The following is a 25496-nucleotide window of genomic DNA, read 5'->3' as shown; positions in this document are numbered from 1 at the left end:
GGGTTTTCGGTTGATTTTTTACACGCAATAAGCGCGTTTACTTAACTAAACCAGTAACTAAAAACCAAATCACTAAAGAGCGACAAAAAACTTTGTTTTTTTTTGCTTTATTTCTTTTTTAGGTACATATTAATGTTTAATTTTATAAGGATATTAATATGAAACGGATACTTTTAATTATATTACCCACTTTACTCACACTTCTCGGGTGTGGTGGTTCAGGCAGCTCTGAAACTAAGCAAGTCACTCCCCCAGTTAGCACAAATGCACAACCAGTGGCTGTTATTGGCACTGAACAATCAGAATATAAAACCAATACACCCATTACTTTTAGTGCTGCAAATAGTAGCGATCCTGACGGCGATACACTCACATACCAGTGGCAACTCCTTAGCGCAGACGAGCAAAAAAACATACCGCTTAATACTAACAACCAACGCACTGTGACGTTTTCGGTAGCACAAGCGCAAAATTACACCTTAAAGCTGATTGTGAACGACGGCAAAATTTCAAGCTCGGTAGTAAGCAAACAAATTACCGTTACCTCAAACGCACAGCTCATTGCAAACGCAGGCAGCACACAAACCGTAAAACAAGGTGATGTAGTTAAATTAACAGCAGCACAAAGCACCGCTATTAATGCGGTAATTAATAGCTACCAATGGCAATTTATCAAAACACCTACATCAAGCGCTGCACAACTTGAAAATAGCACCCGCGTTAACAGCCAATTTGTTGCTGATAAACTAGGCGAATACAGCGTTAAATTAACTATTACTAACTCAATTGGTGATACCGCTAATAGTAACGTACTTATAAAAAGTGAGCAGCTTGCTGTAAATTCTGCGCCAAACGCTGTTATTTCAGTTCAAAACAGTACACTTTCACCCAACCAACTCGTAACATTAAATGGTGAACAAAGTACCGATCCAGATGCAAACGACACGCTAAGTTATCAATGGGCAATAACCTCTAAGCCTGAGAACAGCGACCCAAGCTTATCGAATGCAATTGCCAAAAATGCAGGCTTTGCATCGAATGAATTGGGTGAGTACACAATCTCCCTAAGCGTAACCGATGAAGGTAATCTAAGTGATACCGCGCAAGTAACCTTAAGCGTTACCACCGAAAACAAAGCGCCTATTGCCGTTCTTGCAGAGCAAACTGATATAACCTTAAATACATTAACTACCCTACAATGCCTACAATGTAGCGACCCCGATAGCGACCCTCTAATTTACAACTGGCAACTGCAAGCAAAACCTGAAAGTAGCACTGCGCAATTACAGCAAAGCACATCGGCTACCCCTTCGCTTACTGCTGATGTTGAAGGCGATTACGTTGTTACCCTAGTTTTATCTGACGGTGAACTCAGCTCACCACAAGTAACCTCGGTGCTGCATACAAAGGATAATAAAAAACCAGTTACTCTAGTAAGTTACAAGTCTTCAATTAGTGTTAATGAGCAAGTTACTTTAGATGCCTCAGCCAGTTACGACCCCGAAGGCGCAGTTTTAAGTTACCATTGGGAAATAGTTTCGTCGTCAAATCAAGCTGTATTAAGCAGTACAAGTAGCTCAGCCCCCACGCTTAGCGCGCCAGCAGAAGGGCAAGTTGTTGTTTCACTTAAAACCAATGATGGTGAGCAGTTTTCAGACACACAAACACTCACTATTAATGTTACACAAAACGCCAAGCCCGTTATTATTCATACCGGTGATAAAGCTCGCTACAGCACCGTTGGTAGCACCGTTAACTTTGATGCAAGCCAAAGCTATGATCCAGAGGGCACCGCGCTTAGCTATGAATGGGAGCTCTCTACACCAACAGGTTCATCTGCTAGTTTAAGTAGCACCAACCAAAACATAACCGAATTAACACCCGATCTAACTGGTAACTATATCTTAACTTTCACGGTAACTGATGCTGACAACTACCAAGCCATTACTCAGTTTTCGGTTACAGCTACTAATTCATCGCAAATAACGGGCAACATAAAAGGGCAAATTACCAACGTGCAACGAACCGCAATTAGTAATGCCAAACTCACAATTAACAATGTGCCGTACACCACAAATAGCGCAGGTCAGTTTAACGAAACACTTAACTTAGCTGAAGGTGAAAACATTACTATAACCAGCAACGATCCGCGCCTTGCTAATGCCATCTATAACTCTCCCGCAATTACCCAAAATAACTTTACGATAGACTTAGAACAAAACAGTTTACCCGTATTTCAAAGCGTGGAGGTTACCGTATTTGTATGTCCTGAGTTTACCGGGCCAGATACCATTAACGTAAACTTTAACATGACCGAAACACTGCTAGCCTCTGCACGTTTTGAATATCAATTTAACCAAACTCAGGCACTCGTTTTGCAAAAATCAGGAAGCACCTACCTAGATAGCGAACTGCTTATAGACCTACCAGCAACTGCTAAATTTGAGGTGACGGTAACCGAAAGCAACGTTGAGAACACTTATAATTGGCCTATTACTATTTTTTATTCAGCGTCTGACGATCCAAGATCAGCTATTATAAACATATGTAATATTTAGCCTTGTTGTGTGCGTTTTTAAAACGCACACAACAAATAACAGCATATATCCACATAACTCATTGTATTTTATACGCACCTAAGCCATGCTATTTATCTCAACGTTAATAAGGTAAGCACGTGTTAGAAATAGCTTTAATTTACTTAGCTGCTGCCATTGTTGCAGTTCCCATAGCAAAACGACTTGGACTTGGCTCTGTGCTAGGTTATTTAATTGCAGGCATTTTGATAGGCCCATATGCATTAGGTGTCGTAGGCGACCAAACTGATGTAATGCACTTTGCCGAATTTGGCGTTGTGATGATGTTATTTTTAGTTGGCCTTGAACTGCAACCTTCGCGTTTGTGGACTCTGCGCCACTCAATATTAGGGCTTGGCGGATTACAGGTGGTACTAAGTGCAGCGGCTATTTTTGCCTTTTGTTATTGGTTTTTTGCCATGCATTGGCAAACGGCTTTAGCTATTGGTTTAATGCTCGCGCTGTCTTCAACTGCTATTGTGCTGCAAAGCCTTGAAGAAAAAGGCTGGCTAAAACAAGAAGCTGGGCAAAATGCATTTTCGGTTTTATTATTTCAAGATATTGCGATTATTCCTATTTTAGCGCTACTTCCGCTACTCGCTTTTGCACCACAAGGTAACTCAAAAGACATTAACGACTCCATCATTGCTAGCTGGCCTATTTGGCAGCAAGTAGGGGTTTCTGTTGCTGTTATTGCCGCTATCATTGCTGGCGGTAAATATGTTTCGGCACCATTATTTAGATACATAGCACAAACCCACATGCGTGAAATATTCACTATTTTTGCATTGTTTTTAGTGGTGGCTATTTCGCTGGTGATGCAAAGTATTGGGTTATCGCCCGCACTCGGTACTTTTTTAGCCGGTGTTGTATTGGCCGAAAGTGAATTTAGACACGAGCTAGAAGCCGATATAGAGCCCTTTAAAGGCTTATTACTGGGATTATTTTTTATCACGGTTGGCGCATCAATTAATTTTGAATTGCTATTTAACCAATTCAGTACCGTGATTGCATTAGTGGTGTTATTAATTACCATTAAAGCCTGTATTTTATTTGCCTTGGCAATTGCTTTTAATATTAGCCGTAAACAACAACTTCTATTTACCTTAGCCCTTGCTCAGGGCGGCGAGTTTGCCTTTGTGCTGCTTAGTGTAACAACCACCTTGAGTATTTTAACCCCAGAGCAAACTAATTTAGTTACCCTTGTGGTTGCCGTTTCCATGCTAATAGCACCTTTACTGCTTATGCTGTATGAGCAAATTCAAAAGCGCAACTATAGCACCACGGCACCTGAGTTTGATAAACCAGAACAAATAAGCACAGCCAAACATGTGATCATTGCCGGATACGGTCGTTTTGGACAAATAATGGGGCGTTTATTACATGCGCAAGGCTACGAAATTACCGTACTTGATCACAGCCCAAGCCAAATAGAACTGCTGCGCCGCTTTGGTAATACCGTATTTTATGGTGATGCGGCACGCCAAGAACTGCTTGAAGCCGCAGGCGCGCACACAGCACAAATGTTGGTAGTAGCAATTGATAACCCTGATAAAACTATTGAGATTATTAAGCTGGCGCATAAAAACTACCCACAATTAAAAATAGTAGCGCGTGCCATAGATCGCCGCCATGCATATCAATTACTTAATTTAAAAGTAGATGCGTTTAACCGCGAAACCGTCGACTCAGCCATAAACTTAGCCATAGAATCATTGCAATTGCTTGGTAATAGTAAAGAAGATGCTGAGCGTGCTGGTAAGTTATTTAGAGATCACGACCGTGCTGCCGTATTGCAACTAGCCGAGTTATGGGGTGATGATGCCAGTTATGGCGTAGCCGTACGCCAACGTATGGAAGATTTAAAGCAAGTATTACAACAAGACAAACAAGCACGACAAGACTTAAATACCTGTGATGCCAACGACTATGAAAATGGCTTAACCGAAAACACGGTTAAGCCAAAAAACGCTAATGATGATGCCCACCTTGAATAGCCTCACCTTGCTGGTTATAAAAACCGGTGGCGCCGTGCTCTATAAAGCCAAGATTAATCATTTTAGCTAAAAATGGATCGCTTTCGTTATCGCCAATATCCGCGTAATCGGTGGTTTGAAAGTTATCCCATTTTGCAAACTGAGCCTTAATTGCAGGTGTATCACTGTTTACATCATTTAAGCTAAGCAAGGTTTGAGTATCACTTTTTTTATTGGTCACACTAAAAGTTTTAACTAATTTTGCTTGCGGGAGAAAAGCCAGCTTAAATTGGTTATCGCCCTCATTAAGCACGTAATTTTTTACCTCATTACAACCCTCACCTTGTGAACTGACTAGGGTCATTTTTGCAATTAAATGGTTATCCACCAGCTGACTTTTAGCACTCCAATTTTGCACTCCACGTACCTCCGATGGTTGGTACTCAATACCGCGTTGTTCGGCATTAAAGTAACGAATAGGACGAAGCTGGTTATTACTTAGCTGCTGCCAAAGCTCGGTTAGTGTTTCACTTTGATGCGCCACCTGCTGATTGTTTCGCCAAAGAGTAAGTGACTGGGTGCTGTGCTGCGATTTGTGCTGATTGGTAATTTTATAGTCGGCTTTTAGTTGCGCAGCATCAATGTCGCACTGCTGGGCGAGCGCACTCGTGCTGGCCAGTGCTGAGAATATAAATAATAGCTTTTTCATTGGGGTAATCTCTTAGATAAACATTACTTTATGACTCTAAAATAACGCTTAATAATGGCATTTGTATGACACAAAAAAGCCCGCAACATAATGCGGGCTGTTTGTTTAGCTAGTTGATTTATTGCGCTACTTTTTCATCCGCCGCTTTTACAAAATCTGCTGCAAAGTCCATTACATGGAATAAAAAGCTTTGCTCATTAGTGCCTGTTACTAAATGAGCGCCAGGACCCATTGCGTATACACCTACATCTTCACCCGCGTGGGTTTCTGAACTAAGAGGTACTAATGACTCTTGGTGAAAACCTGGTGTTGTTGTATCAACATTTGTTAAATCAACACGTCCTGTAACAGGTCCAGCTAAGTAAGAGGCGTCAGCATTAGTTTCATTGCCTAAGTCTCTGTAACCTAAACCATTGGTATAACCTACGGTGGTATAAGGCATATCGTCGGCGGCAAGGCTTGGCTCGGTTTGGCCTACACCAACCACTTTACCCAATATTGGGTTACCACGCTTAGGATAACCTGCAATGGTAAACACATGACTATGATCGGCTGTGACCACAATTAATGTTTCTTCTGGGTTAGTACTGTCCATCGCCACTTTAACGGCTTTAGCAAATTCAATAGTATCGTTAAGCGCGTTATATGCATTGCCTGCGTGGTGCGCGTGGTCTATTCGTCCCGCTTCTATCGATAAGAAAAAGCCCTTATCGTTGTTATCAAGCACGTTAATTGCTTTTTCGGTCATTTGCGAAAGCGAAGGCTCGCCCGCTACATCGTTTGCGCGGTCGGCTTCGTATTGCATGTGGGATTCGTTAAATAAGCCAAATACCTTTGTTGCATCGTCGCTAATGGCATCAAAACCAGTTTGATCCATTACATAGTTGCCGTTAGGATAAGTTGTTTGCCATTCGGTAACTAAGTTACGGCCATCTGTACGATCCCCTTCAACCGCGCTCATTGCATCACTTGAATTAGCCGCGGCATCTTTTGGTAAAAAGTGACGACGACCGCCCCCCATTACTACGTCTATGCCATCTACATCAATACCTGCAAAACGTGCTTCTAGGTTGGCTTCAAAGTTAACAAGCTGCGATGCAATGTCTTCACAAGCATCTGAACCTGCTGGCATATCTGAGTTATCTTCCCAGTTACGATCAGCCGATTTAGCATACGTTGCCGCTGGCGTTGCATGGGTAATGCGCGCCGTTGAAATAAGGCCGGTTGCTTTACCTGCAATTTCGGCAAGCTCAAGCGAAGACACCAGTTCGTTACCGGCAACGGTTGAACAGTTGCCGCGCTCAATATCTTCGTCTACACCAATGACGCCTACATCGGTTTTAACACCTGACACCATAGCCGTCATTGTGCCTGCAGAGTCGGGGGTTTGTGCATCTACATTATAAGTTTTAACAAAGCCTGAGTAAGGCATGGTTTCAAAGCTAAGTTGATAATCTTCACCCATGCCGCCCTCAAGCTGGCCAGCTAAAATACGTGCAGCCGTAACGGTAGAAATACCCATGCCGTCGCCTACAAATAAAATCACGTTTTTAGCCTTACCCGACTCAGTAACCACCTCGGTATTAGCTTGCTGCGTTGCTGCTAACTTAGTTTGCGCGTCGCTATACCATGCGTTACCTGTAAGGTTAGCTAATTGATCTGTAGTTAACGACGTTGCCGGCGCATTACACACTAGGTTAGATGAGTTAACTTCGTCGCTATCTAGCTGGCCATTTTCGTTAGTATCTACGCCCACTTGCGTTTCTACACCGCCATTAATACATTGCGCTGAGCCCACAGCTATTGCGTTATCTACTGCGATAATGTTGTTATTACTTTTATCGTCATCACTTGAACAACCCGCTAGCGCGACCATTACTGCTAAAGAAAGTACTGTTAATTTTTTCATATTCGCCGCCATTATTGCTGAGTTAATTCAAGTGCTTGGTTAATTAGATGAAATACAACGTTTTGCTCAATTACACCTTGAGCAAGTTGTGCACCAGGGCCTTTAGCGTGCAATGAAATATCTTCACCAGCATGCGTTTCAGAGCCTAGTGGTACGGTTGTTTCTTGGTGAAAACCAGGGGTTGTTGTATCAACGCCGTTTAGCTCAACACGCCCAGCGACTGGGCCGCTTAAGTACGCTGCATCGGCATCAGTTTCATCACCTAAGTCTCTAAAACCCAGTCCATTTGCATAACCTACCGTGGTGTATGGCATATCGTCGGCGGCAAGGCTTGGCACTGTTTGGCCTACAGCAACTACTTGACCTAAAATTGGGTTACCGCGTTTAGGGTAACCAGCAATAGTAAATACGTGACTGTGATCGGCAGTGACTAAAATAAGGGTTTCTTCTGGGTTGGTATTATCGATTGCCGCTTGCACTGCATTGGCAAATTCAATGGTGTCGTTAAGTGCGTTGTAAGCGTTACCCGCATGATGTGCGTGGTCAATTCGGCCCGACTCAACCGTTAAGAAAAAGCCATTTTCGTTTTTACCCAGTACATCAATCGCTTTAGTCGTCATGTCGGTAAGTGAAGGCTCCCCTGCCACGTCATTACTGCGGTCGGCTTCGTATTGCATGTGCGATTCGTTAAATAAACCAAATACTTGGGTTACATCGTCAGCAATAGCATCAAACCCAGCTTGGTCCATAACGTACGTTGCATTTGGATATTGTGTTTGCCACTCAGTTACAAGATTGCGCTCATCAGTACGATCACCTTCAACAGCGCTCACTGCGTCACTTGAATTAGCCGCAGCATCTTTTGGTAAAAAGTGACGACGACCGCCGCCCATTACAAAATCAAGGCCGTCTACATCAATACCTACAAAGCGCGCTTCTAGATTTTTTTCAAAGTTAACTAGCTGTGAGGCAATATCTTCACAGCCTTCTGAGCCCTCGGGCATATCTGAGATATCTTCCCAGTTACGATCTGCCGATTTAGCATACGTTGCCGCTGGCGTTGCATGAGTAATACGTGCGGTAGAAATAACACCTGTTGCTAGGCCTTTAATTTCAGCCAGTTCTGTTGCTGTTAAAAGCTCGTTTCCTGCAACTGTTGAGCACACACCGCGTTCAATGTCTTCGTCTACACCAATCACGCCTACATCAGTTTTAACACCTGAGATCATCGCTGTCATTGTGCCTGCAGAATCGGGAGTTTGTGCATCTACGTTGTAGGTTTTAACTTGTGCAGAATATGGAAATTCTTCAAAACTTAAATAGCCTTCTTCACCTGGGTTGCCTGCTCGTTGGCCTTTTAAAATTCGCGCTGCCGTTAGGGTAGAAATACCCATGCCGTCACCAACAAATAAAATCACGTTTTTTGCTTTTGTAACTTGTGCACTTTGTGCTTGGGTGTTTTTAGTAGCTAACGTAGTTTGTGCATTTGTATACCAGTTATTATTTATTTGGCTTTGTGGTAGTACATTTGCATGGCTAGCAGCGCTTAACATAAATGTTAGCCCAACCGCCGCAGCGACTTTTTTAATTTTCATCCTAATTCCTGTTATGTAGTGGTTATTTTAAAAAGTGTGAACTCAAAAACATCAACCGCTGCACTATAGGAAATAGATGTTACTAATAAAGGTAATTTTAATGACAAGAAGGTGACAGCCAAATTTTATATCAATAAAACCTCTTTTGTATTTCCATCGACTGTTTAACCCTTCTCATAATATATGTAACAGCCCTATAAAAGCACATCACAATATAAATATAATAAAGCCGCTTAGTTTATTGATCTCTTGCTTGAGCATAAGCCTGCTATTGCCTACAATAGCGCATAATTAATTCAACGCAGATCACTATTATGACTGATACAAACAAACCAGAATTACCTAATCAACTGTCTATTAACCCACGTAGCAAATTTTATGTAGAAGAAGTATTTGAACATGAAATCGGTATTACTCTTAACGGTAAAGAGCGTTTTGACGTTGAAGAATACTGCATCAGCGAAGGTTGGATTAAAGTAGCAGCGCCTAAAGCGCTAGACCGTCGCGGTCAGCCATTACTTATGAAAGTAAAAGGCACTGTAGAAGCGTTTTATAAGTAATAGCTTACTTATAAAAAGAACAGCGACACCTCACTGGGTAGTCGCTTTTTTTGTGCCTGTTTAAAGCATGTTGAACTTTTTTCATACTCAACCTGATGAAGTTTCATTATGAATTGTCAAAAAATATGTTTGAATAACCTTAAATATTTAGACGTTTAGAAGTCCATTATGAGCAGGTTAACAATATTAGATGGCGGCATGGGCCGTGAACTTAAACGCATGGGCGCGCCGTTTTCACAGCCACTTTGGAGTGCGCAAGCTCTAATAGAAGCACCACAATGCGTAACTCAAGCACATGAAGCTTTTATAAATGCAGGGGCAGAAATTATTACGGTAAATAGCTATGCGTGTGTCCCCTTTCATTTAGGTGAAGCATTATATCAAGCACAAGGCGCAGCACTTGCACAGCAAGCTGCTGTAATTGCAAAAGAAGCGGCTCAAAACGCTAAACAAAACGTGCTAGTAGCGGGTTCATTGCCACCCGCATTTGGATCGTACCGTGCTGATTTTTTCCAAGGTGAACGCGCATTTACTATTTTAGATACCCTATATAAAGCACAAGATGAATATGTAGATATTTGGATTGGCGAAACTATTTCCAGTATTGAAGAAGCTCATGTAATGGCAAGGGTGCTTAAAAATTCAAACAAACCATGTTATTTCGCATTTACCTTAAGTGATGAAGTAAGCGAACAAGCAACATTACGCTCTGGTGAATTAGTATCCGATGCTACCTTAGCATTGCTCGAACATAATATAGCGGGCATATTCTTCAACTGCTCTATTCCCGAGGTCATTGAACAAGCGCTACGCGACACAAGTACTGTGCTAAAACAGCAGAATAAAAATGTTGATTTAGGGGCCTTTGCGAATGGCTTTACACCAATAGCCAGCGACTATAAAGCCAATGAAGGCTCGCAAGGTTACCGCGATTTATCACCCGCTGAGTATGTAGCGTTTGCCAAGCAATGGCACAACCTTGGCGCAACAATTATTGGTGGCTGCTGTGGTATTGGCCCCGAATTCATTGCAGCATTGGTAAAGTGGAAAAGGGATATTAAAGAGTTTTAATATCCCTTATTTAACTACAAAAATATAGAGAAACCTTAAAAGCTGAAATGATTAATTCCCAATACCTAATCGAGCCCTTGTATTGCTAGGCTACTTGGTCAGATCCACCTGCTGAACACGGGCATTTTTCGTCATGCTTTTTAAAACACTGTTGGTAATTAAGCCAATGAGCTAACGCGATAAAAGCAGAGCCAATTAAAGTGAAGGTTTTTTCGGCCACTTCATGGCCTAATAATACTGCAGTTATCAAAAAGACTAGACCAACAACTCCACACGCCATATAACGTATACGTTTGTGCTTTTTACAGCCTAAGCTCAAAGCTAATAAGCTTGTTGGTAATACTACAGCAAGAATCCATAAATGAAACTGTTCAGCATTTATTTGTAGTACAGCAAAGCTTGGCAACAGCGCTAAAATAACCGGTGTTGCAAAACAATGTACCGTGCACATTAACGAAAGCCCAATGGCAAGCTTATCTGCTGTTGTTTGAGTCAGCTTCATTATTTATCCTTCTTTTTAATTGTGTTAGCGGTACTTTGCTGGCACCCAAAACAAACACCTGAGATTTCTAATTGCGAAGTTGCTGGCGTAAACCCTTTCATTTTCAGTTCCCTAAACAAAGATTTAACCGAATTATTAAGGTCTTTCACCTCACTTGCTTTATTACAAGAGCTACAAATTAAAAACATCGATAGTTGATGCTCTCTATCATCATTAACGTGACTGCACGGTATAAACTTATTTTCTAACTTTAATCTATGTACCAGACCTACCGACTCTAAAAAACCTAATATCCGATAAACGGACATTGCCAAAATCGGTGTATTTATTTGCTTATTAAATTGATCTGTTAACTCATAAGCAGACAAAGGTTTATTTGCTTTCAATAGAATTTCAAATACCTGCTGACGTTTTGGCGTTAATTTTTTTCAGAGGCTTCACATCTTTTTATCGCAAAGCCCATCATCTCTTTAAATTGCTGCTTATTCATATTACCCACTCTAATGTAGTGGGCTGATGTTTTAACTTTGCCATCCTTGTTGCTCAATGCCTCCGCTGTGGTTTTATCTAAAAATTTATTAACTAGAGATAAATAAATGTAACAACTAACTTTTGCTTTACAGCAAACAGCTCCCCCACGAACAACACCTAAACAATGACAATAAATATTTAAAGCACTGAATTTATATAGGTTATGTAGCCAAATTGTATGCCCTGAATGATTTTTAGCTAATTAACTATTGATACAATATAACATTTCAAGCACAATTGATACAATATAACATTCGCAAAGGAATTCAAATGACACGAAAATCTCAATTAGCTGTTTTGATAGCTGCTTTATTACCTGCAAGTGTGCTTGCAAATACCATCGAAGGTGTTGTTTTAAACAACCAAGGTAAAGTGGTGACCAACGCAACTGTAGAAGTTGAAGGCTCAGATATAACAGCAGTAACAGATGCAAGCGGTAAGTTCGTAATAACTGATTTAAAAAGTGGTTCAAAAGAGCTTCATATTACCGCCCCTGGTTATGCCCATCTGCATCGAGATATCACATTTAGTGATGATAAAAGCCAGTCAATTACCTTTAACTTAGAACGCTCACCTATCGAAGTAATTGATATTGAAGCAACGCCTATTCACATGTCGGCAATGGAGTCCTCGTCTCCCGTTAGCGTGTTATCTGGCGAACAATTAAGACGTCAGCAAGCAGCAACCCTTGGCGATAGCCTTGAAAAACTCCCAGGGGTTAATACTAACTTTCATGCAAAAGTAGCCAGTACACCGATTATTCGTGGCTTAAGCGGGCCGCGTGTTCTAATTACTCAAAACGGCCTTGATGTCAGTGATGTTTCTCGCGTTGGCCCTGATCACTCCGTTGCATCAGAGGCATCAACCGCAAAAAAAATCGAAGTATTACGTGGCCCTGCCACATTATTTTATGGCAGCGGCGCCATTGGTGGTGTGGTTAATGTAGTTGATAATCGGGTGCCTACCGACAGCACAACTCGCGGCGAATGGAACCTTGAGCACAACTCTGTTGATAACCAAAAAGTAGCCTCGTTTAACGCTACTACAGGAACTGATTCTCTTGCATTTTATGCCGATGCGTTCTGGCGTGAAGCCGATGACTATGAAATACCCGTGGCCGCTGAATTTGCCCATAATGACCATAACCATGAAGAACATAGTGGCGATTACACCGTTGCAAATAGTAATGAAGAGTCTGACGGATTTACCCTAGGGGCCAGCTATTTAATGGACCAAGGTTTTGTTGGGATAGCTGTTGAGCAATTTAATCGTCAATACGGCATTCCAGGCCACACCCATGGTGGCGAAGATGTTAATAGCGCTGAGGAAAGCGTATATGCCGACTTAGAGCAAACTAAAGTGCAGTTGCTAGGTGAATATAACCTTGATAACAAATGGCTTAATAGAGTAAACCTGCGCGCAGGTTTTACAGATTACGAACATGCTGAAATTGAACATGGCGCAGTGGGTACCACGTTTGAAAATGAAACCAATGAGTTACGCGTAGACTTAATGCATAACCCGTTTGCGCAGTGGAATGGTGGTTTGAGCTTTCATTACAAACACAGTGATGTTGAAGCGCAAGGCTCTGAGGCATTCACACCACCGTCACAAACACAAAGCTTTGCTATAGCGCTAATGGAAGAAAAACACTTTGGTGACTTTTTAGTGCAATTAGGTGGCCGAGTTGAACGGGTAACCATTGATGCAGACAACGTGTTACTACCTAACATTGATGCACACGCACACAATGACACCGGTGTTCATGACGATCATGCTCATGAAGAACATGCCGGCAATACTCGCGTATTTGACGTAGAGCAAGAATTCACTCCTGTCAGTTTATCAACAGGTGTTGTGTGGGATTTCGCACCTAGTTACAACTTAGGCTTGTCGGTATCTCGTTCTGAGCGTGCTCCTTCGGTGTCTGAGCTATTATCATTCGGCCCTCACATTGGAACTGGTACTTATGAAGTAGGCGCACTATTTGATATTCATGAAGACGGCCATTTTGGTTTATCTGAGCAAGCGCTTGACCTAGAAACAGCAAACAATGTTGATTTAACGTTTCGTAAAACCCAAGGTGATATTGGTTTCATTCTTAATGCTTTCTACAACCAAGTCGACAATTATTATTACCAAATCGACACAGGCCTATTCGCCGAAAGCGGCCACGACCACGGTGATGAAGAGGGCCATGATCACGCCCACGAACACGACCACTCTTCTGAACTCCCTGTTTATTTATTTAAAACAGATGACGTAATTTTGCATGGCTTTGAAGCCCAATTTGCATGGCAGTTAACCAATGAATTTAAAGTAGATTTATTCTCAGATTACGTTCGTGCACGCCTTAAAGACGGTGGCGGTTTACCACGCACACCACCGCTACGTTTTGGTACTGAGTTTAGCTACCAAACAAATAAGCTGAGTGCGCACCTCCACGTAACTCGCTATCAAGAGCAAGACCGTACCGCACCAGAAGAAACAGCTACAAACGGCTACACCATGCTTGATGCCAGCGTTTCATATGACTTATCAGTGCTAAATCAAGATGTGTCTGTGTATCTACGAGGCACTAACTTAACAGACACAGAAGCGCGCGTGCATAGCTCATTTTTAAAGAATATAGCGCCACGTCCAGGTCGTAGCTTTGCACTAGGTATTCGCGGTTACTTTTAAGCGCTAAAAAATTATAAATAAAGGAAATTAACATGACTAAACTATTCAAATTAAAATTAATTGCACTGGCAATAAGCAGCACATTAATCACCGCTTGTGGTGATGCAGAAACAAACATTGTCGAAAAAGACCCAATAGAAGTACCTGATGACGGCCACGATCATGGCGATGGTGGCGACCACGGTGATGAATACACTATTGATTCATTAGGTAGGCTTGCGATACTTGCTGGCGATAGCAACGAAGCGAACTTTTTCGACTTAGACGACAATGAGCTTCTTGATACATTCACTCTTACTAATGATTCAAACACGCTATCGTCGTCGCCTGACTTTCGTTATGCCGTGATTGCTAGCCGCGCTCAAGATTACCTCGGCTTTATAGACGGTGGCTTATGGCGTGAAGATCACGGCGCACACCTTCATGATTACGAACAAAGCCCTGCTTTTAGTAATTATGAGTTAACCAGTGGCAGTCGCCCTACTCACTTGGTAAAGCACGATGGTAAATTAGCGGTATTTTATGATGGTGATGCAGACTCAGGCACAACTGCGTCTGTTGAAGTGTTAACAGATAACGACATAACAAACGCAACAGCGACCTTACCTGGTATTAGCTACAATATTAATATGCACGGTGTAGCAGAGCCTCGTGGAGAGCATCTATTAGCGACCATTCGCCGCGATGATGCACAGAGTACATCAAACGCTAAAATTTTGCCGGATCAGGTAGGTGTTTATCACTTTCATGATGGCGAATACGAACTTGAACAAACGTTAGAGTTAACATGCCCTGATTTGCACGGCGCAGCACAAAACCATGATTACGTAGCCTTCGGCTGTAGTGACGGTGTGCTATTAGCCCACCAGCATGATGACGAATACCACGCTGAAAAAGTAGCAAATATTGCTGCAGTAGGTGACTTGCGCATTGGTACGATATACGGCCATGAAGACAGTGACAACTTTATTGGTATTGCGTCTGGTCACGGCGGCGGCCCTGCTGTGATTGTGAGTATAAATCCTGCGAAAGCTGAAATGGAAGAATTTGAATGGCAACTAGCCGATGGCGCAAGCGCTGTTTCTTACTCTTTCTCAGCGAATGGCGAGCACTTTTTAGTTTTAGACAGCCTAGGCTTTTTAAATGTGCTTGAGGCGCATGCGCACGACGATCACATACACTGGGAGCTAGCAGGTCAAGTTGATATTACACAAGAAGATGTAACAACAATGCCTGAAGGCATGAAGTTTAGTATGACAGTAGCGCAAAATGGTCAGTTTGCTTACGTAGCCGACCCAATAGCCCAACACGTTGTGCAAGTACACCTAGAAGACTTAGAAATTGAAGGTGAACTAGAACTTACATTCCCACCAGCCGCGATCACTTGGTTAGGTATTGCACAAGAGGAAGAACACGAACATTAAACTCGTAGCGTGTTGTTGTAAAATTTTGGGCTAGAGCCATAAAACGCAAAACCCGTAATTAGTTAAGCTAATTACGGGTTTTTTAATAGTATTTAGGTAACTAAATTATTTCCGGCGCCAGCCGCTCCATACATCATCTTCTTGGTTGGATTTTTTCTTCTTTTTCTTACCTGTGCCTTCAGGCTTTGCCATTGGCTTATCGTTTTTAAGTGCTTGTGCTGCATCGAGGTTTGCTTGGTTTACCGCAAAACCCGTTACTTCTTCACGCTCTAAACGAAGTTTGTTTTTCTTTTCGATAATTTTAAAGTGATGAAAGTCTTCATAATCAATTAACGATAACGCTAAACCAACCTCGCCGGCACGGCCGCTTCGGCCAATACGGTGCATGTAATCAGCGGGGCTGCGCGGTAAGTTAAAGTTAATTACTACTGGTAGCTTTTCAATATCTAAACCACGGGCTGCAATATCGGTAGCAATTAGTACTTCTATTTCGCCCGCTTTAAATTTTTCAATTACGCGAGTACGCTCACTTTGACCTTTATCACCATGGAATACTTGTGCGTTCACGCCGCGCTTTTCAAGCTTACCCGCTAAGTGCTCACAGTCTTTTTTAGCGTTTACAAAAATAAGCGCTTGGCGCCATTTGTGTTGCTTAATTAAATGCGCTAAAACCGTGGTTTTTTCGCCTTTATTAACCGTAAATACGCGCTGTACTAAGGTGCTTTCGTCTTTGCTTTGAACTTGTATTTCAACAGGGTTGGTTAACAGCTCTTGCGTTAATTGTGTGACTTGCTCTGGAAAGGTTGCTGAAAACAACATGGTTTGTTTTTTAGCAGGCATAAGCGCTAATAGCTCAGCAAGCTCTTCAGTAAAGCCAAGGCTTAACATGCGGTCAGCTTCATCAAGCACTAAGGTTGTTACTTTATCGAGCTTAATCGCATTGCTTGAGATTAAATCGAGCAAGCGCCCAGGGGTTGCAACAATGATATCAGCACCGCCGCGAAGTGCCTGCATCTGGGTATTAGCCGACACACCACCAAATATCGCCACCGTTTTAATGGCGCCATTAAAGTTAGCAGAATACGATTTAACACTATCAGCTACCTGCACTGCCAGCTCGCGAGTAGGTACCAAAATAAGTCCTGTTACAAAATTGCCTTTGCCCGCTGCTTTATTAGCACCTTGCGCTAAAAATAGCGTTTGTAGCATAGGTAAAGCAAAGGTTGCTGTTTTACCTGAGCCGGTATTTGCCCCCGCAATTAAGTCACTGCCCGCCAAGATACTTGGGATTGCTTTTGCCTGAATCGGCGTAGGTTGCGTGTATTCAAGATCAGACAATCGAGCAATTAGCTCTGGAATAAGGCCAAGATCGTTAAAAGTACTAGGGCTTGCGGCTGAGGTCATATTTATTACGGGCTTATTGCTAAAAAGTAGCCTGTAATTTTAGCGTATTTAGCAGCTATTAAGTAGAGGTTAGTGATTTAAATAAAATGCATCTTGTTTTTTATTAAACGATGATTCACTGAATATCACTTTGCATTAATACTATTTATCACATACATCAATCATTACAAATAATAGCTGAACACGCTGTATTATTGATTTCAGCATTTCAAGTGTGTTATTTTTGCGGCCTGATGGATTAATTTTAGATACAAGGAAATGTCATGTCTCAATTTGATTTATGTTTCAATACGAAAAGTCGAGCAAGTTTACCTTTTAACAGTAATGACTTAGAGCAATTAAAGCGATTTAGAGAGGATAACCCTCATATTATAGGTAACTTTATACCTCAAGGAACCCCGTTCATTTTAAGAACTCCACAATCTGGGGATATGAGTGATTTCAGGCGCTCTCGTCCAGACATAGCTTGTGCACTTGATAATACGGTGTCTTGGCCTGAGCATACAAAGAGAAATGTCAGTACTATAGTAAACAACTTCGGTGATGAAGATGCTTTGGCTATTGCCGCGCTATACGATGCGGAAATATCTCCATATGTTGATAAAGTAAGAGGTTTAACGAGTCAACAAGTTCTTGGAAGAAATCTTGATACCTTGACTGCCACTGGCGCAGCACTTACCTCATTAGAGTCAAGCCAAGTGAGATTAAGTACATTTGGAAAAGCGATTCTAAAATACCAAACTAGCTTAATTGAAATTAGAAAAGCATCGCAGAACAAGCAGCCTAAATTAGAATTAATCAAACTAGGTAACAAAGCAAAGCAAGCCCATCTAGAGTTAAACACTGTATTTAAAAGAGAAATGGTTAAATTCAAAGGCAAAGTGAAAGCATCTGCACGGGGTAATATCTGGTCTAATGCGCAGCGAGGCATAGATACAGCAAGAAGCGCAAGAAGTTCAGCTCCCTTGCAATTAACTTCTTTAGCTAACATACAGCACTTACGTAAATTAGAGCAAGGATCCAACATTGCAGGAAAGTTTGTCATTGCGATTGATGCTGGTCTTCGAGCTGATAGCGTTTATGACGATTACAAAGCAGGTAAAGACTGGCAGCGCAGTGCAGTCAGGGAAGCTACAGGTTTTGGTTTAGGGACAGCTGCAGGCATTGGCGCAGGGAGTGCAACAGTTACAGCAGGCGTAGGTATGGCAATAGCTATGGGACCCGTTGGTTGGGTTATCTTAATTGGTGCCGGTCTCGGTGCTGGTTTTATCGTCGGTAAAGCAGGTGATGAAGTTGGTAAATTTGTTTCTGGCCAATTATATGATTTAAGCTCAAACATTGATTGGTTTTAAATTATGTATGTAATTCCTGAAAAGATTTTTTTATTTATATCTTTACCAATAATAATTAGCTATCTAATTTCGACTTTATGCTTTACTCGTATTTCAATGAAACATATTGAGAAAAAAATGCGTGAGGAAGGGATACATGAACCACTTTGGGATAAAGGGCTGGGCATAAGAGTGAGCATGTATGGCAAAGTAATAAGGCGGCAAAAACCCGCAAAAGCGACGGTTGTTAATGACGAAGCCATTTTGCGACACGCCAGACCTATCGATCTAATTTTAGCTCGCGTAATGCATATATCATTTATAGGTTTGATGTTCGTAATTGCCTATGGCTACTTTGCCTATGATTTAGGTAATCGCGCAGACTGAAAAAGGCGCACAAAGCGCCTTTTACATCAGACCTGTAGCCTGTTGATTTTAAAATTTTTAGGCCGACTTTGCCAAATTGCATGGTTCGTCAAAATCTGTACTTTCATTTCCGCTTTATAGTGCGACAGTAACTGTAGTGGGATTGTATATACAATAGGGGTAATCACGTAATTTACATGGTTTACATGGTTTACATGGTTTACATTGATAACTCGCATAGCCATCTGACTCACAGTTTGAGTATTTACCAGTAAACTCTTCTTAGTCTTCAATACCATCAGCAAGTAATATTGCTTCTTCTAATTTGTTTGGTAAGGCTTTAATCACGTTAAAAATCAATATTTTTATCTTAAGTCCTACTCTTTTAATTAATTTAACTGTCACCGTAAGCGCTTCAAACCTAAAGAGGCTTTCATAAAAAGCCAACAACTAAGTTAGCAATATTATTAGTTCTTGCTAAGTTCTGCTTGTAACCTAGCTTTTGTTTCTTTTAAGTAGTTTATATAAGGATATGAGTCATCTGCAATGGCTAATGCAGACTCCATCTGTTCAAGTGCTTGGCGAGTATCACCCTGCATTTCATAGCCATAAGATAAAGCTGAAAGCGCATCGACTGATTTTGGGTGGTTTTTTAAATTGTACTTAAACACCTCAATAGCACGGGTAAACTGCTTGCTGTCCGTTAGGTTGTAACCAAGTAATCTAACAGCACGATCTGGTGGAGATACCTGTTCGCCCCATTGTTGAGATAAATTTTGGTAATAAGCATCAATAGAGGCAACATCGTCAGTTAAAGCACTTATGGGCATATGTTTAGGTAAAAACAGGTTGTAATAGGCATTAAATGCCCCTGCAGCAGAAGTTAAACCATGCGAGGTGCCATCAAACGCATCATTAAAAAAGCGTAAGCCCCGTACTTCAGACGATTGCAGTGATTGCTGTAATTCATCGTACCTTTCACGCATTATGCCGGCTTCTTCGCCGATATTAGTATAAACGTAGTTATTCAGGCCTTTCGTTTTAGCTATAAACGATTTTGTACTTTTTACCATTGCGCCATAGTTCCACCAAACCGCAGGGCTATAAGCAATATGCGCTTGAAATAGTTCGGGCTTTGCCTGCAAAGCATACAACGCAAATACACCACCAGCAGATGCGCCAGCAATAACCTTATAGTCATGCGTGCGATAGTTTTTATTAACTAAAGGAATGAGCTCTTGTTCAAAGAACGCTAAAAATTTTGCTGCGCCGCCCCCTTCACCGACAGGACCTTGCGGCTCTTTATTCACTGTAGGATACATATCTCTAAGTCGATTAGTGTTTTCAATAGCGACAATAATTACCTCAGCCGCACGATTAGCATTTTGCAAGCGCTCAATGACAGCACTAGCAAGCGGTATATTACCCGCTCCATCTAAGCGATAAATAACTGGATATACCTTATTTGGCTCAGATTGATAGCTTTTAGGCAATTGTACGACAACCGTGCGTTCTTCGTTTAGAACAGCCGATTTAATAGTGTGCATAAATTGAGATTCATCAGCACTTTGCTGTTTAATACCAGCTTGTGCAAAGACACTTTGTGAACTAAAAGCAAAAAAGCTAAAAAAACAAATAACGGTTAATAAACGCATGACTAATCCCTTAGAGAATAATAAGTTACCTAAGCTAACAGAATTTTAGGCACAAAAAAAGCGCATTGAGCGCTTTTTTAACATTAATCAAAACCTATAAGCTTTTGATTTTACTCAACTGTAACCGATTTTGCTAAGTTACGTGGTTGGTCAACGTCAGTGCCTTTAATGACCGCTACATAGTACGACAGTAACTGTAGTGGAATTGTATATACAACAGGGGCAATTACGTCATCTACGTGGTTTACGTTGATTACACGCATTGTGTCGTCTGACTCAAAGTGTGAGTCTTTATCAGCGAATACATAAATGATGCCGCCGCGAGCACGTACTTCTTCTACGTTTGATTTAAGCTTTTCAAGCAATTCATTGTTTGGTGCTACAACAATAATTGGCATGTCGGCATCAATAAGCGCTAATGGGCCGTGTTTAAGCTCACCTGCTGCGTAGGCTTCAGCGTGAATGTATGAAATCTCTTTAAGCTTAAGTGCGCCTTCCATTGCAATTGGGTATTGTGAGCCGCGCCCTAAAAACAGTGAATGGTGTTTATCAGCAAATTCTTCAGCAAGGTCTGCAATGCCATCAGCCAATAGTAGCGTTTCTTCTAATTTAGCTGGTAGCAGTTTAATAGCGTTAACAATCGCGCTTTGATCTAAGCCTTTCTCTTGCGCAATAGACGCAGTAAGCATTAACAAACCAACAAGCTGTGTAGTAAATGCTTTAGTAGAGGCTACACCAATTTCAGCGCCTGCTTTGGTCATAAAGGCAAGGTCTGATTCTCGCACAAGCGATGAGCCAGGTACGTTACAAATAGTCATTGACCCCATATAGCCTTGCTCTTTAGCTAAACGCAGTGCAGCTAAAGTATCAGCCGTTTCGCCTGATTGTGAAATAGTTACTAGTAGGCTATTTTCGTGTACAAATGACTGACGATAACGGAACTCAGAGGCAATTTCTACGTTACAGCTAACACCTGCATATTGCTCAAGCCAGTAACGAGCAACCATACCTGAGTGGTATGACGTACCACAGGCAATAATTTGTACGTGTTTTACGTCTTTAAATATTTGCTGTGCGCTATCGCCAAAAGCATCAATAGCTACGCGGTCATCGTTTAAACGTCCTTCAAGGGTGTTACGCACTGCAAGTGGCTGCTCATAAATTTCTTTTAGCATGTAGTGACGGTAATCACCTTTGCCTGATGCATCTTGTGTGATGTTTGATTCAACAACTTCACGCTCAACCGCGTTGCCATCTGCATCAAAAATTTCTACTGTGTCGCGAGTAATACGCGCTACATCACCTTCTTCTAAGAAGATAAAGCTGCGAGTTACTGGTAATAATGCCAGTTGATCAGAAGCAATAAAGTTTTCACCAAGGCCTAAACCAATAACTAACGGGCTACCTGAGCGTGCTACAATAATTTCGTTATCATTCGCTTTATCGAACACAACGGTACCAAATGCACCTTCAAACTGTTTAACGGCAGCTTGAACTGACGCTAATAAAGTGGTGTGCTGCTGACGTAACTGATGAATTAAATGCACCATAACTTCGGTGTCGGTGTCTGATAAAAACTCGTAACCGTCGCCTTTAAGTGCTGCACGCAAACTTGCGTGGTTTTCAATGATTCCGTTATGTACAAGTGCTAATTGATTGCTTGAAACATGTGGGTGAGCATTGGCTTCAGTTACACCGCCATGAGTCGCCCAACGAGTGTGTGCAATACCTGTGTGGCCGCTAACACCAGCTTGTTCAAGTGCTGACTCTAAGTTTACAACCTTACCAACTGCTTTCACTGTATTAAGTGTATTGCCTTCAAGTAAAGCTACACCTGCTGAGTCATAACCGCGGTACTCAAGGCGCTTAAGGCCTTCAACTAAGATTTTATTTACTGGACGTTCTGCAACAGCCCCAACGATTCCACACATAGTGTCTCCATTAATTTTTTAATTCTAGCAACTTACGTTTTAGTTGCTATTCCATAATTTCTGCGCAAATTAGTTTTACACCACACGCCTCTATGGCTGCACGTTTATCACTTGCTAAGCCACTGTCGGTTATTAATGTGGTTACTGTTTGCCACGGTAATTCTAAATTTGGTATTTTTCGGCCAATCTTATCTGATTCAACCATAACGATTACTTCGCGCGCCGCTTTAGCCATCACTTGGCTTAATCCAACAAGTTCATTAAACGTGGTTGTTCCACGCGCTACATCAATGCCATCAGCACCAATAAATAGTTGATCAAAATCATATGAGCATAGAACATTTTCAGCTACTTGCCCTTGAAACGATTCTGAATGCGGATCCCACGTGCCACCTGTCATCAAAAGTGTTGGCTCATTTTCAAGTGCTAATAAACGCGTTGCTACTTTAATGGCGTTAGTCATAACAACTAACCCCTGCTTTGTAGCCAACTCAGGGATCATTGCTGCAGTGGTGCGCCCACTGTCTATAATAATGCGATTATGATCTTTTATAAGCGATGCTGCCGCTTTGGCAATGGCCACTTTGCGCTTAGAATCAATCTCATCGCTAACAATCTCTTTAGGCAGAGCAATAGCACCGCCGTAACGGCGCAGCAATAAGCCACTTTTTTCAAGCGAGGTTAAGTCTTTTCGAATAGTTACTTCTGATGTTTGAAACTGTTCAGCTAAAATATCGACAGCCACTTCACCTAATTCATTAACTTGAGTGAGGATCAGATGGCGGCGTTGCTGAGTGTTACGTTTGGTCATAAGTGGTTACAATTAAGTTTCGTTTCGAAAGTTAGTAGATTTTAAACGAAACATAATAAATGGCAAGTGCATGCGTAAAAAAAGCACAGTTTTATTCAAATTATCATCATGCTTAAAGTAGGTTAAGCTAGACACCATTATTTAAGTTAAACAAAATTGATATGCAGTCATTTAATAGTATTAGTAAAGAGAATCTAGCGCAGCGTAAAGCTGTGCACGAAATTTGCCGCTTATTTAATAAAAGCCCCAGTAAAGGTAATTTAAAGCGAATAAAAGAATTATGCTCACACTGTGGTGATGGAGTAATTATTGAAGCGGGCTTTCATTGTGACTATGGCTCGCAAATGCATATAGGTGATCGTACTTTTATAAACATTAACTGTACTGTGTTGGATGCGCCAATAAATGAAGGAGCCATAAGCATTGGCGACGATTGTTTAATCGGCCCAAACGTTCAGCTTTTAGCGGTATCTCATGCAGTTAATCCCACAGAGCGGCTCAATAAAGAAAACTTTGCTGCGCCGATTACTATCGGTAATAACGTGTGGATTGGGGCGGGAGTTATTGTTTTAGCGGGTGTTACCATTGGTGAAAATGCTGTCTTGGGCGCAGGATCTGTAGTCACTAAAAATGTTGCAGCTAATACCGTGGTTGCAGGTAATCCTGCACAAAAAATACGTAGCATTTAATAGTCATATAATCTTTATGGCGAAAAGTTAATATTGTGTTACTTTTAGTTAAACACAAATACAGCTCATACTTAGTGATGTTTCTAAATATTGTTTTTATTATACTTTTACTTTTTTCTTATCCGATATCGGCGAATGTTTGTAAGCAAAATAAATCGGTTGACATAACGAGTGATATTTTAACTTGCAAGCAAAAAATCAGTCAACTCAAGCTACACTCAACTGCATCATTTGAGGCTAAATTAGAATTAGCTGTACTGTATAGACAAGCTGGTGATTTAGCCTTAGCAAACTCAGAACTTGAGCAACTACTTAGCCAAAGTTTGAGTATTTCACAGCAATATCATGTAACGCGACAACTCGGTATTAATGCATACAGGCAAAGAGGTTATATTCAATCTCTTACTTATTTTCATAAAACACAAAAGCTTGCTACGCAGTTAAAAAACTTAAGTTATGAAGGTCAAACATCGAATGATCTTGCTAATGTATATCAAGCGCTTGGAGATTTAGACACCGCTTTAACTTTACTTTTAAAAAGTTACGACATTGCTAAGCAATTAAATGACTTAAAACGCCAAGCCGTTACTTTGAATAATTTAGGTAATATATCGCGAGATATTAATCAATTAGATGATGCTATCGTATCATTTCGACAAGCACATTTACTGCATACACAACTTGGCAATCAAACAAAGGCAAACCATACGCTGATAAGCTTAGCTGAAGTGTTTTTTAAAAAGTTACAGTTTGATAAAGCTATAAACCTTATAAACACAACGCTCACGCAGTTAAATAATAGTGGTGCGCATACTCAAGCTTCACGCGCCTACTTACTACTCGCTGAAATCGCCTTAGCTCAAAATAAACTTAATGAGGCACATAAATGGTTGGCAACACAAAAACGTACCCGTAGCCTTATTCAAAATGAAAAAGTCGATCAACGAGCGCTATTAATAGAGGCAAAACTAAAACAACTAGAAGGTAAAGACACTGAAGCGCAAGTATTGTTAAAGCAAGGGTTAGCCGAAAACCACCATCAAAACAGTCAATTAACAGAGTTGTTTTACATCGCACTCGCTCAGTCACAACAGCAATCAAAACAATACCGTGATGCGCTAATTACGCTTGAAGATTACAATACAATGTTACGCCAAAATAGAGCTGATACGGCCAATCTATACCAGCTACGCTTGAAGCAAGCCGATATTATGCCAATTAAACAACAACATAATTATTTCAATTTTTATAATATATTAGCAGTATTTAGTGCCTTTGTAGCAGGAGTACTGCTTAGCTACAAATATTTAACACAAAGAAGCAACCCTTTAAATATAGTGAAAAGTGCAGCTCCCGAAGAAACCACCGACACGGAGCAAGACACTCGCCAATTAATTGTAGAAGTCATGACGCTATCGCTGAGTATTTGGGAACAAACAAGTTCAAAAACGAGAATTGAGCTAGCTGAAGAAAGTAAAATGTGGAAGGTAAACATTGACGATGGTCGGCTGCGAGTGCGAACCTTAGAGCGCTATTTAGCGCTTAAAACACTACCTAAAAAACCACGTTGGCGTAATATAATAAAAACCGCACAATATGTTATTAACCACTGCAACGAAGAACATGAAGATATGCATAAACTAAAGCAACAAACACAAAAGCTTGAAGTACTTGCTAAAGCCTCACCTCACTATTCAACCTGAACTCTGGTTAAGAGATTTACTAACATATTGAATCATGGTGATATTTAAATTTATTTTCTCTAGCCAGATAT

At 41.2% G+C, this 25496-nt stretch carries 20 protein-coding genes; 10 read left to right on the top strand and 10 right to left on the bottom strand.

What is annotated here, in order from left to right; translation table 11 throughout:
• Window positions 1-158: 158 nt before the first annotated feature.
• Complete coding sequence (locus CWB76_RS14665; RefSeq protein ID WP_138608609.1) at window positions 159-2558, top strand: PKD domain-containing protein; 2400 nt, start codon at window positions 159-161, stop codon at window positions 2556-2558.
• A 119-nt stretch (window positions 2559-2677) separates the two neighbouring features.
• Window positions 2678-4573, top strand: a complete 1896-nt coding sequence (locus CWB76_RS14660) for a monovalent cation:proton antiporter-2 (CPA2) family protein (RefSeq protein WP_138608607.1) — start codon at window positions 2678-2680, stop codon at window positions 4571-4573.
• Here the strand turns inward: CWB76_RS14660 and CWB76_RS14655 are convergent.
• The 3 genes from CWB76_RS14655 to CWB76_RS14645 form a co-directional block, all read right to left on the bottom strand.
• Window positions 4548-5261 carry a hypothetical protein gene (locus CWB76_RS14655; RefSeq protein ID WP_054202726.1) on the bottom strand — a complete coding sequence of 238 codons (714 nt, stop codon included), beginning with the start codon at window positions 5259-5261 and terminating at the stop codon, window positions 4548-4550. The genes CWB76_RS14660 and CWB76_RS14655 overlap by 26 nt on opposite strands.
• 118 nt (window positions 5262-5379) lie before the next feature.
• Window positions 5380-7170, bottom strand: a complete 1791-nt coding sequence (locus tag CWB76_RS14650) for an alkaline phosphatase (RefSeq protein ID WP_138608604.1) — start codon at window positions 7168-7170, stop codon at window positions 5380-5382.
• Between the two features lie 11 nt (window positions 7171-7181).
• Window positions 7182-8765 (bottom strand): alkaline phosphatase, encoded by a 1584-nt coding sequence (locus CWB76_RS14645; RefSeq protein WP_138608663.1) that lies wholly within the window; start codon window positions 8763-8765, stop codon window positions 7182-7184.
• A 314-nt stretch (window positions 8766-9079) separates the two neighbouring features.
• Here CWB76_RS14645 and CWB76_RS14640 point away from each other — a divergent pair, with 314 nt between their 5' ends.
• Together CWB76_RS14640 and CWB76_RS14635 are read left to right on the top strand one after the other, a co-directional pair.
• The gene (locus tag CWB76_RS14640; RefSeq protein WP_008112798.1) at window positions 9080-9325 is read left to right on the top strand and encodes a DUF3297 family protein; all 246 of its coding nucleotides are present in this window, start codon (window positions 9080-9082) and stop codon (window positions 9323-9325) included.
• Window positions 9326-9493: 168 nt separating this feature from the next.
• Window positions 9494-10396: a homocysteine S-methyltransferase family protein gene (locus CWB76_RS14635; RefSeq protein ID WP_138608602.1), complete on the top strand. Its 903-nt coding sequence runs from the start codon at window positions 9494-9496 to the stop codon at window positions 10394-10396.
• Between the two features lie 85 nt (window positions 10397-10481).
• Here the strand turns inward: CWB76_RS14635 and CWB76_RS14630 are convergent, their stop codons facing one another.
• Both CWB76_RS14630 and CWB76_RS14625 read right to left on the bottom strand, forming a co-directional pair.
• Complete coding sequence (locus CWB76_RS14630) at window positions 10482-10898, bottom strand: MerC domain-containing protein (RefSeq protein ID WP_138608600.1); 417 nt, start codon at window positions 10896-10898, stop codon at window positions 10482-10484.
• Window positions 10898-11284 (bottom strand): Fur family transcriptional regulator, encoded by a 387-nt coding sequence (locus CWB76_RS14625; protein ID WP_249363183.1) that lies wholly within the window; start codon window positions 11282-11284, stop codon window positions 10898-10900. The genes CWB76_RS14630 and CWB76_RS14625 overlap by 1 nt, the downstream gene beginning before the upstream one ends.
• Window positions 11285-11699: 415 nt before the next feature.
• Between CWB76_RS14625 and CWB76_RS14620 the strand changes: the two genes are divergently transcribed.
• A complete protein-coding gene (locus tag CWB76_RS14620) occupies window positions 11700-14111 on the top strand; it encodes a TonB-dependent receptor (protein ID WP_138608598.1) in 2412 nt (803 codons plus the stop codon).
• A gap of 32 nt (window positions 14112-14143) precedes the next feature.
• A complete protein-coding gene (locus CWB76_RS14615; RefSeq protein ID WP_138608596.1) occupies window positions 14144-15535 on the top strand; it encodes a 5-methyltetrahydrofolate--homocysteine methyltransferase in 1392 nt (463 codons plus the stop codon).
• A gap of 105 nt (window positions 15536-15640) precedes the next feature.
• On the opposite strand, the gene CWB76_RS14610 is transcribed toward CWB76_RS14615, so the two are convergent.
• Window positions 15641-16939 carry a DEAD/DEAH box helicase gene (locus tag CWB76_RS14610; protein ID WP_138608594.1) on the bottom strand — a complete coding sequence of 433 codons (1299 nt, stop codon included), beginning with the start codon at window positions 16937-16939 and terminating at the stop codon, window positions 15641-15643.
• Between the two features lie 263 nt (window positions 16940-17202).
• On the opposite strand from CWB76_RS14610, the gene CWB76_RS14605 reads away from it, so the two are divergent.
• Both CWB76_RS14605 and CWB76_RS14600 read left to right on the top strand, forming a co-directional pair.
• Entirely contained in the window at window positions 17203-18291 is a 1089-nt protein-coding gene (locus CWB76_RS14605) for a hypothetical protein (protein ID WP_138608592.1), read from the top strand.
• A gap of 3 nt (window positions 18292-18294) precedes the next feature.
• Window positions 18295-18657 carry a hypothetical protein gene (locus tag CWB76_RS14600; RefSeq protein WP_138608590.1) on the top strand — a complete coding sequence of 121 codons (363 nt, stop codon included), beginning with the start codon at window positions 18295-18297 and terminating at the stop codon, window positions 18655-18657.
• Window positions 18658-18918: 261 nt separating this feature from the next.
• Here the strand turns inward: CWB76_RS14600 and CWB76_RS20465 are convergent, their stop codons facing one another.
• The 4 genes from CWB76_RS20465 to CWB76_RS14585 all read right to left on the bottom strand — a co-directional run bounded on the left by CWB76_RS20465 (window position 18919) and on the right by CWB76_RS14585 (window position 23033).
• Window positions 18919-19041, bottom strand: a complete 123-nt coding sequence (locus CWB76_RS20465) for a hypothetical protein (protein ID WP_283235062.1) — start codon at window positions 19039-19041, stop codon at window positions 18919-18921.
• Between the two features lie 62 nt (window positions 19042-19103).
• Window positions 19104-20291 (bottom strand): alpha/beta hydrolase-fold protein, encoded by a 1188-nt coding sequence (locus tag CWB76_RS14595; RefSeq protein WP_138608588.1) that lies wholly within the window; start codon window positions 20289-20291, stop codon window positions 19104-19106.
• Window positions 20292-20401: 110 nt separating this feature from the next.
• The gene (gene glmS / locus CWB76_RS14590) at window positions 20402-22222 is read right to left on the bottom strand and encodes a glutamine--fructose-6-phosphate transaminase (isomerizing) (RefSeq protein WP_010392174.1); all 1821 of its coding nucleotides are present in this window, start codon (window positions 22220-22222) and stop codon (window positions 20402-20404) included.
• A gap of 46 nt (window positions 22223-22268) precedes the next feature.
• Window positions 22269-23033: a DeoR/GlpR family DNA-binding transcription regulator gene (locus tag CWB76_RS14585; protein WP_138608586.1), complete on the bottom strand. Its 765-nt coding sequence runs from the start codon at window positions 23031-23033 to the stop codon at window positions 22269-22271.
• Window positions 23034-23194: 161 nt separating this feature from the next.
• Here CWB76_RS14585 and CWB76_RS14580 point away from each other — a divergent pair, with 161 nt between their 5' ends.
• Entirely contained in the window at window positions 23195-23722 is a 528-nt protein-coding gene (locus tag CWB76_RS14580; protein ID WP_138608584.1) for a sugar O-acetyltransferase, read from the top strand.
• Window positions 23723-23757: 35 nt separating this feature from the next.
• Window positions 23758-25425, top strand: coding sequence for a tetratricopeptide repeat protein (locus tag CWB76_RS14575; RefSeq protein WP_249363182.1), 1668 nt, complete (start codon window positions 23758-23760; stop codon window positions 25423-25425).
• Window positions 25426-25496 lie beyond the last annotated feature (71 nt).

The organism is Pseudoalteromonas sp. S1609 (assembly GCF_005887255.1).
GTDB lineage: Bacteria > Pseudomonadota > Gammaproteobacteria > Enterobacterales > Alteromonadaceae > Pseudoalteromonas.
Note: the sequence above shows the minus strand (reverse complement) of the source record. Positions and strands in the feature narration are given on the sequence as shown.

Bases quoted from the DNA above. Each gene is read 5' to 3' on its own strand.
- CWB76_RS14665 (WP_138608609.1), top strand. From the start codon at position 159: ATGAAACGGATACTTTTAATTATATTACCCACTTTACTCACACTTCTC.
- CWB76_RS14630 (WP_138608600.1), bottom strand. From the start codon at position 10,898: ATGAAGCTGACTCAAACAACAGCAGATAAGCTTGCCATTGGGCTTTCG.
- CWB76_RS14595 (WP_138608588.1), bottom strand. From the start codon at position 20,291: ATGCGTTTATTAACCGTTATTTGTTTTTTTAGCTTTTTTGCTTTTAGT.
- CWB76_RS14640 (WP_008112798.1), top strand. From the start codon at position 9,080: ATGACTGATACAAACAAACCAGAATTACCTAATCAACTGTCTATTAAC.
- CWB76_RS14585 (WP_138608586.1), bottom strand. From the start codon at position 23,033: ATGACCAAACGTAACACTCAGCAACGCCGCCATCTGATCCTCACTCAA.
- CWB76_RS14620 (WP_138608598.1), top strand. From the start codon at position 11,700: ATGACACGAAAATCTCAATTAGCTGTTTTGATAGCTGCTTTATTACCT.
- CWB76_RS14610 (WP_138608594.1), bottom strand. From the start codon at position 16,939: ATGACCTCAGCCGCAAGCCCTAGTACTTTTAACGATCTTGGCCTTATT.
- CWB76_RS14650 (WP_138608604.1), bottom strand. From the start codon at position 7,170: ATGAAAAAATTAACAGTACTTTCTTTAGCAGTAATGGTCGCGCTAGCG.
- CWB76_RS14615 (WP_138608596.1), top strand. From the start codon at position 14,144: ATGACTAAACTATTCAAATTAAAATTAATTGCACTGGCAATAAGCAGC.
- CWB76_RS14635 (WP_138608602.1), top strand. From the start codon at position 9,494: ATGAGCAGGTTAACAATATTAGATGGCGGCATGGGCCGTGAACTTAAA.
- CWB76_RS14655 (WP_054202726.1), bottom strand. From the start codon at position 5,261: ATGAAAAAGCTATTATTTATATTCTCAGCACTGGCCAGCACGAGTGCG.
- glmS (WP_010392174.1), bottom strand. From the start codon at position 22,222: ATGTGTGGAATCGTTGGGGCTGTTGCAGAACGTCCAGTAAATAAAATC.
- CWB76_RS14600 (WP_138608590.1), top strand. From the start codon at position 18,295: ATGTATGTAATTCCTGAAAAGATTTTTTTATTTATATCTTTACCAATA.
- CWB76_RS14645 (WP_138608663.1), bottom strand. From the start codon at position 8,765: ATGAAAATTAAAAAAGTCGCTGCGGCGGTTGGGCTAACATTTATGTTA.
- CWB76_RS14580 (WP_138608584.1), top strand. From the start codon at position 23,195: ATGCAGTCATTTAATAGTATTAGTAAAGAGAATCTAGCGCAGCGTAAA.
- CWB76_RS14605 (WP_138608592.1), top strand. From the start codon at position 17,203: ATGTCTCAATTTGATTTATGTTTCAATACGAAAAGTCGAGCAAGTTTA.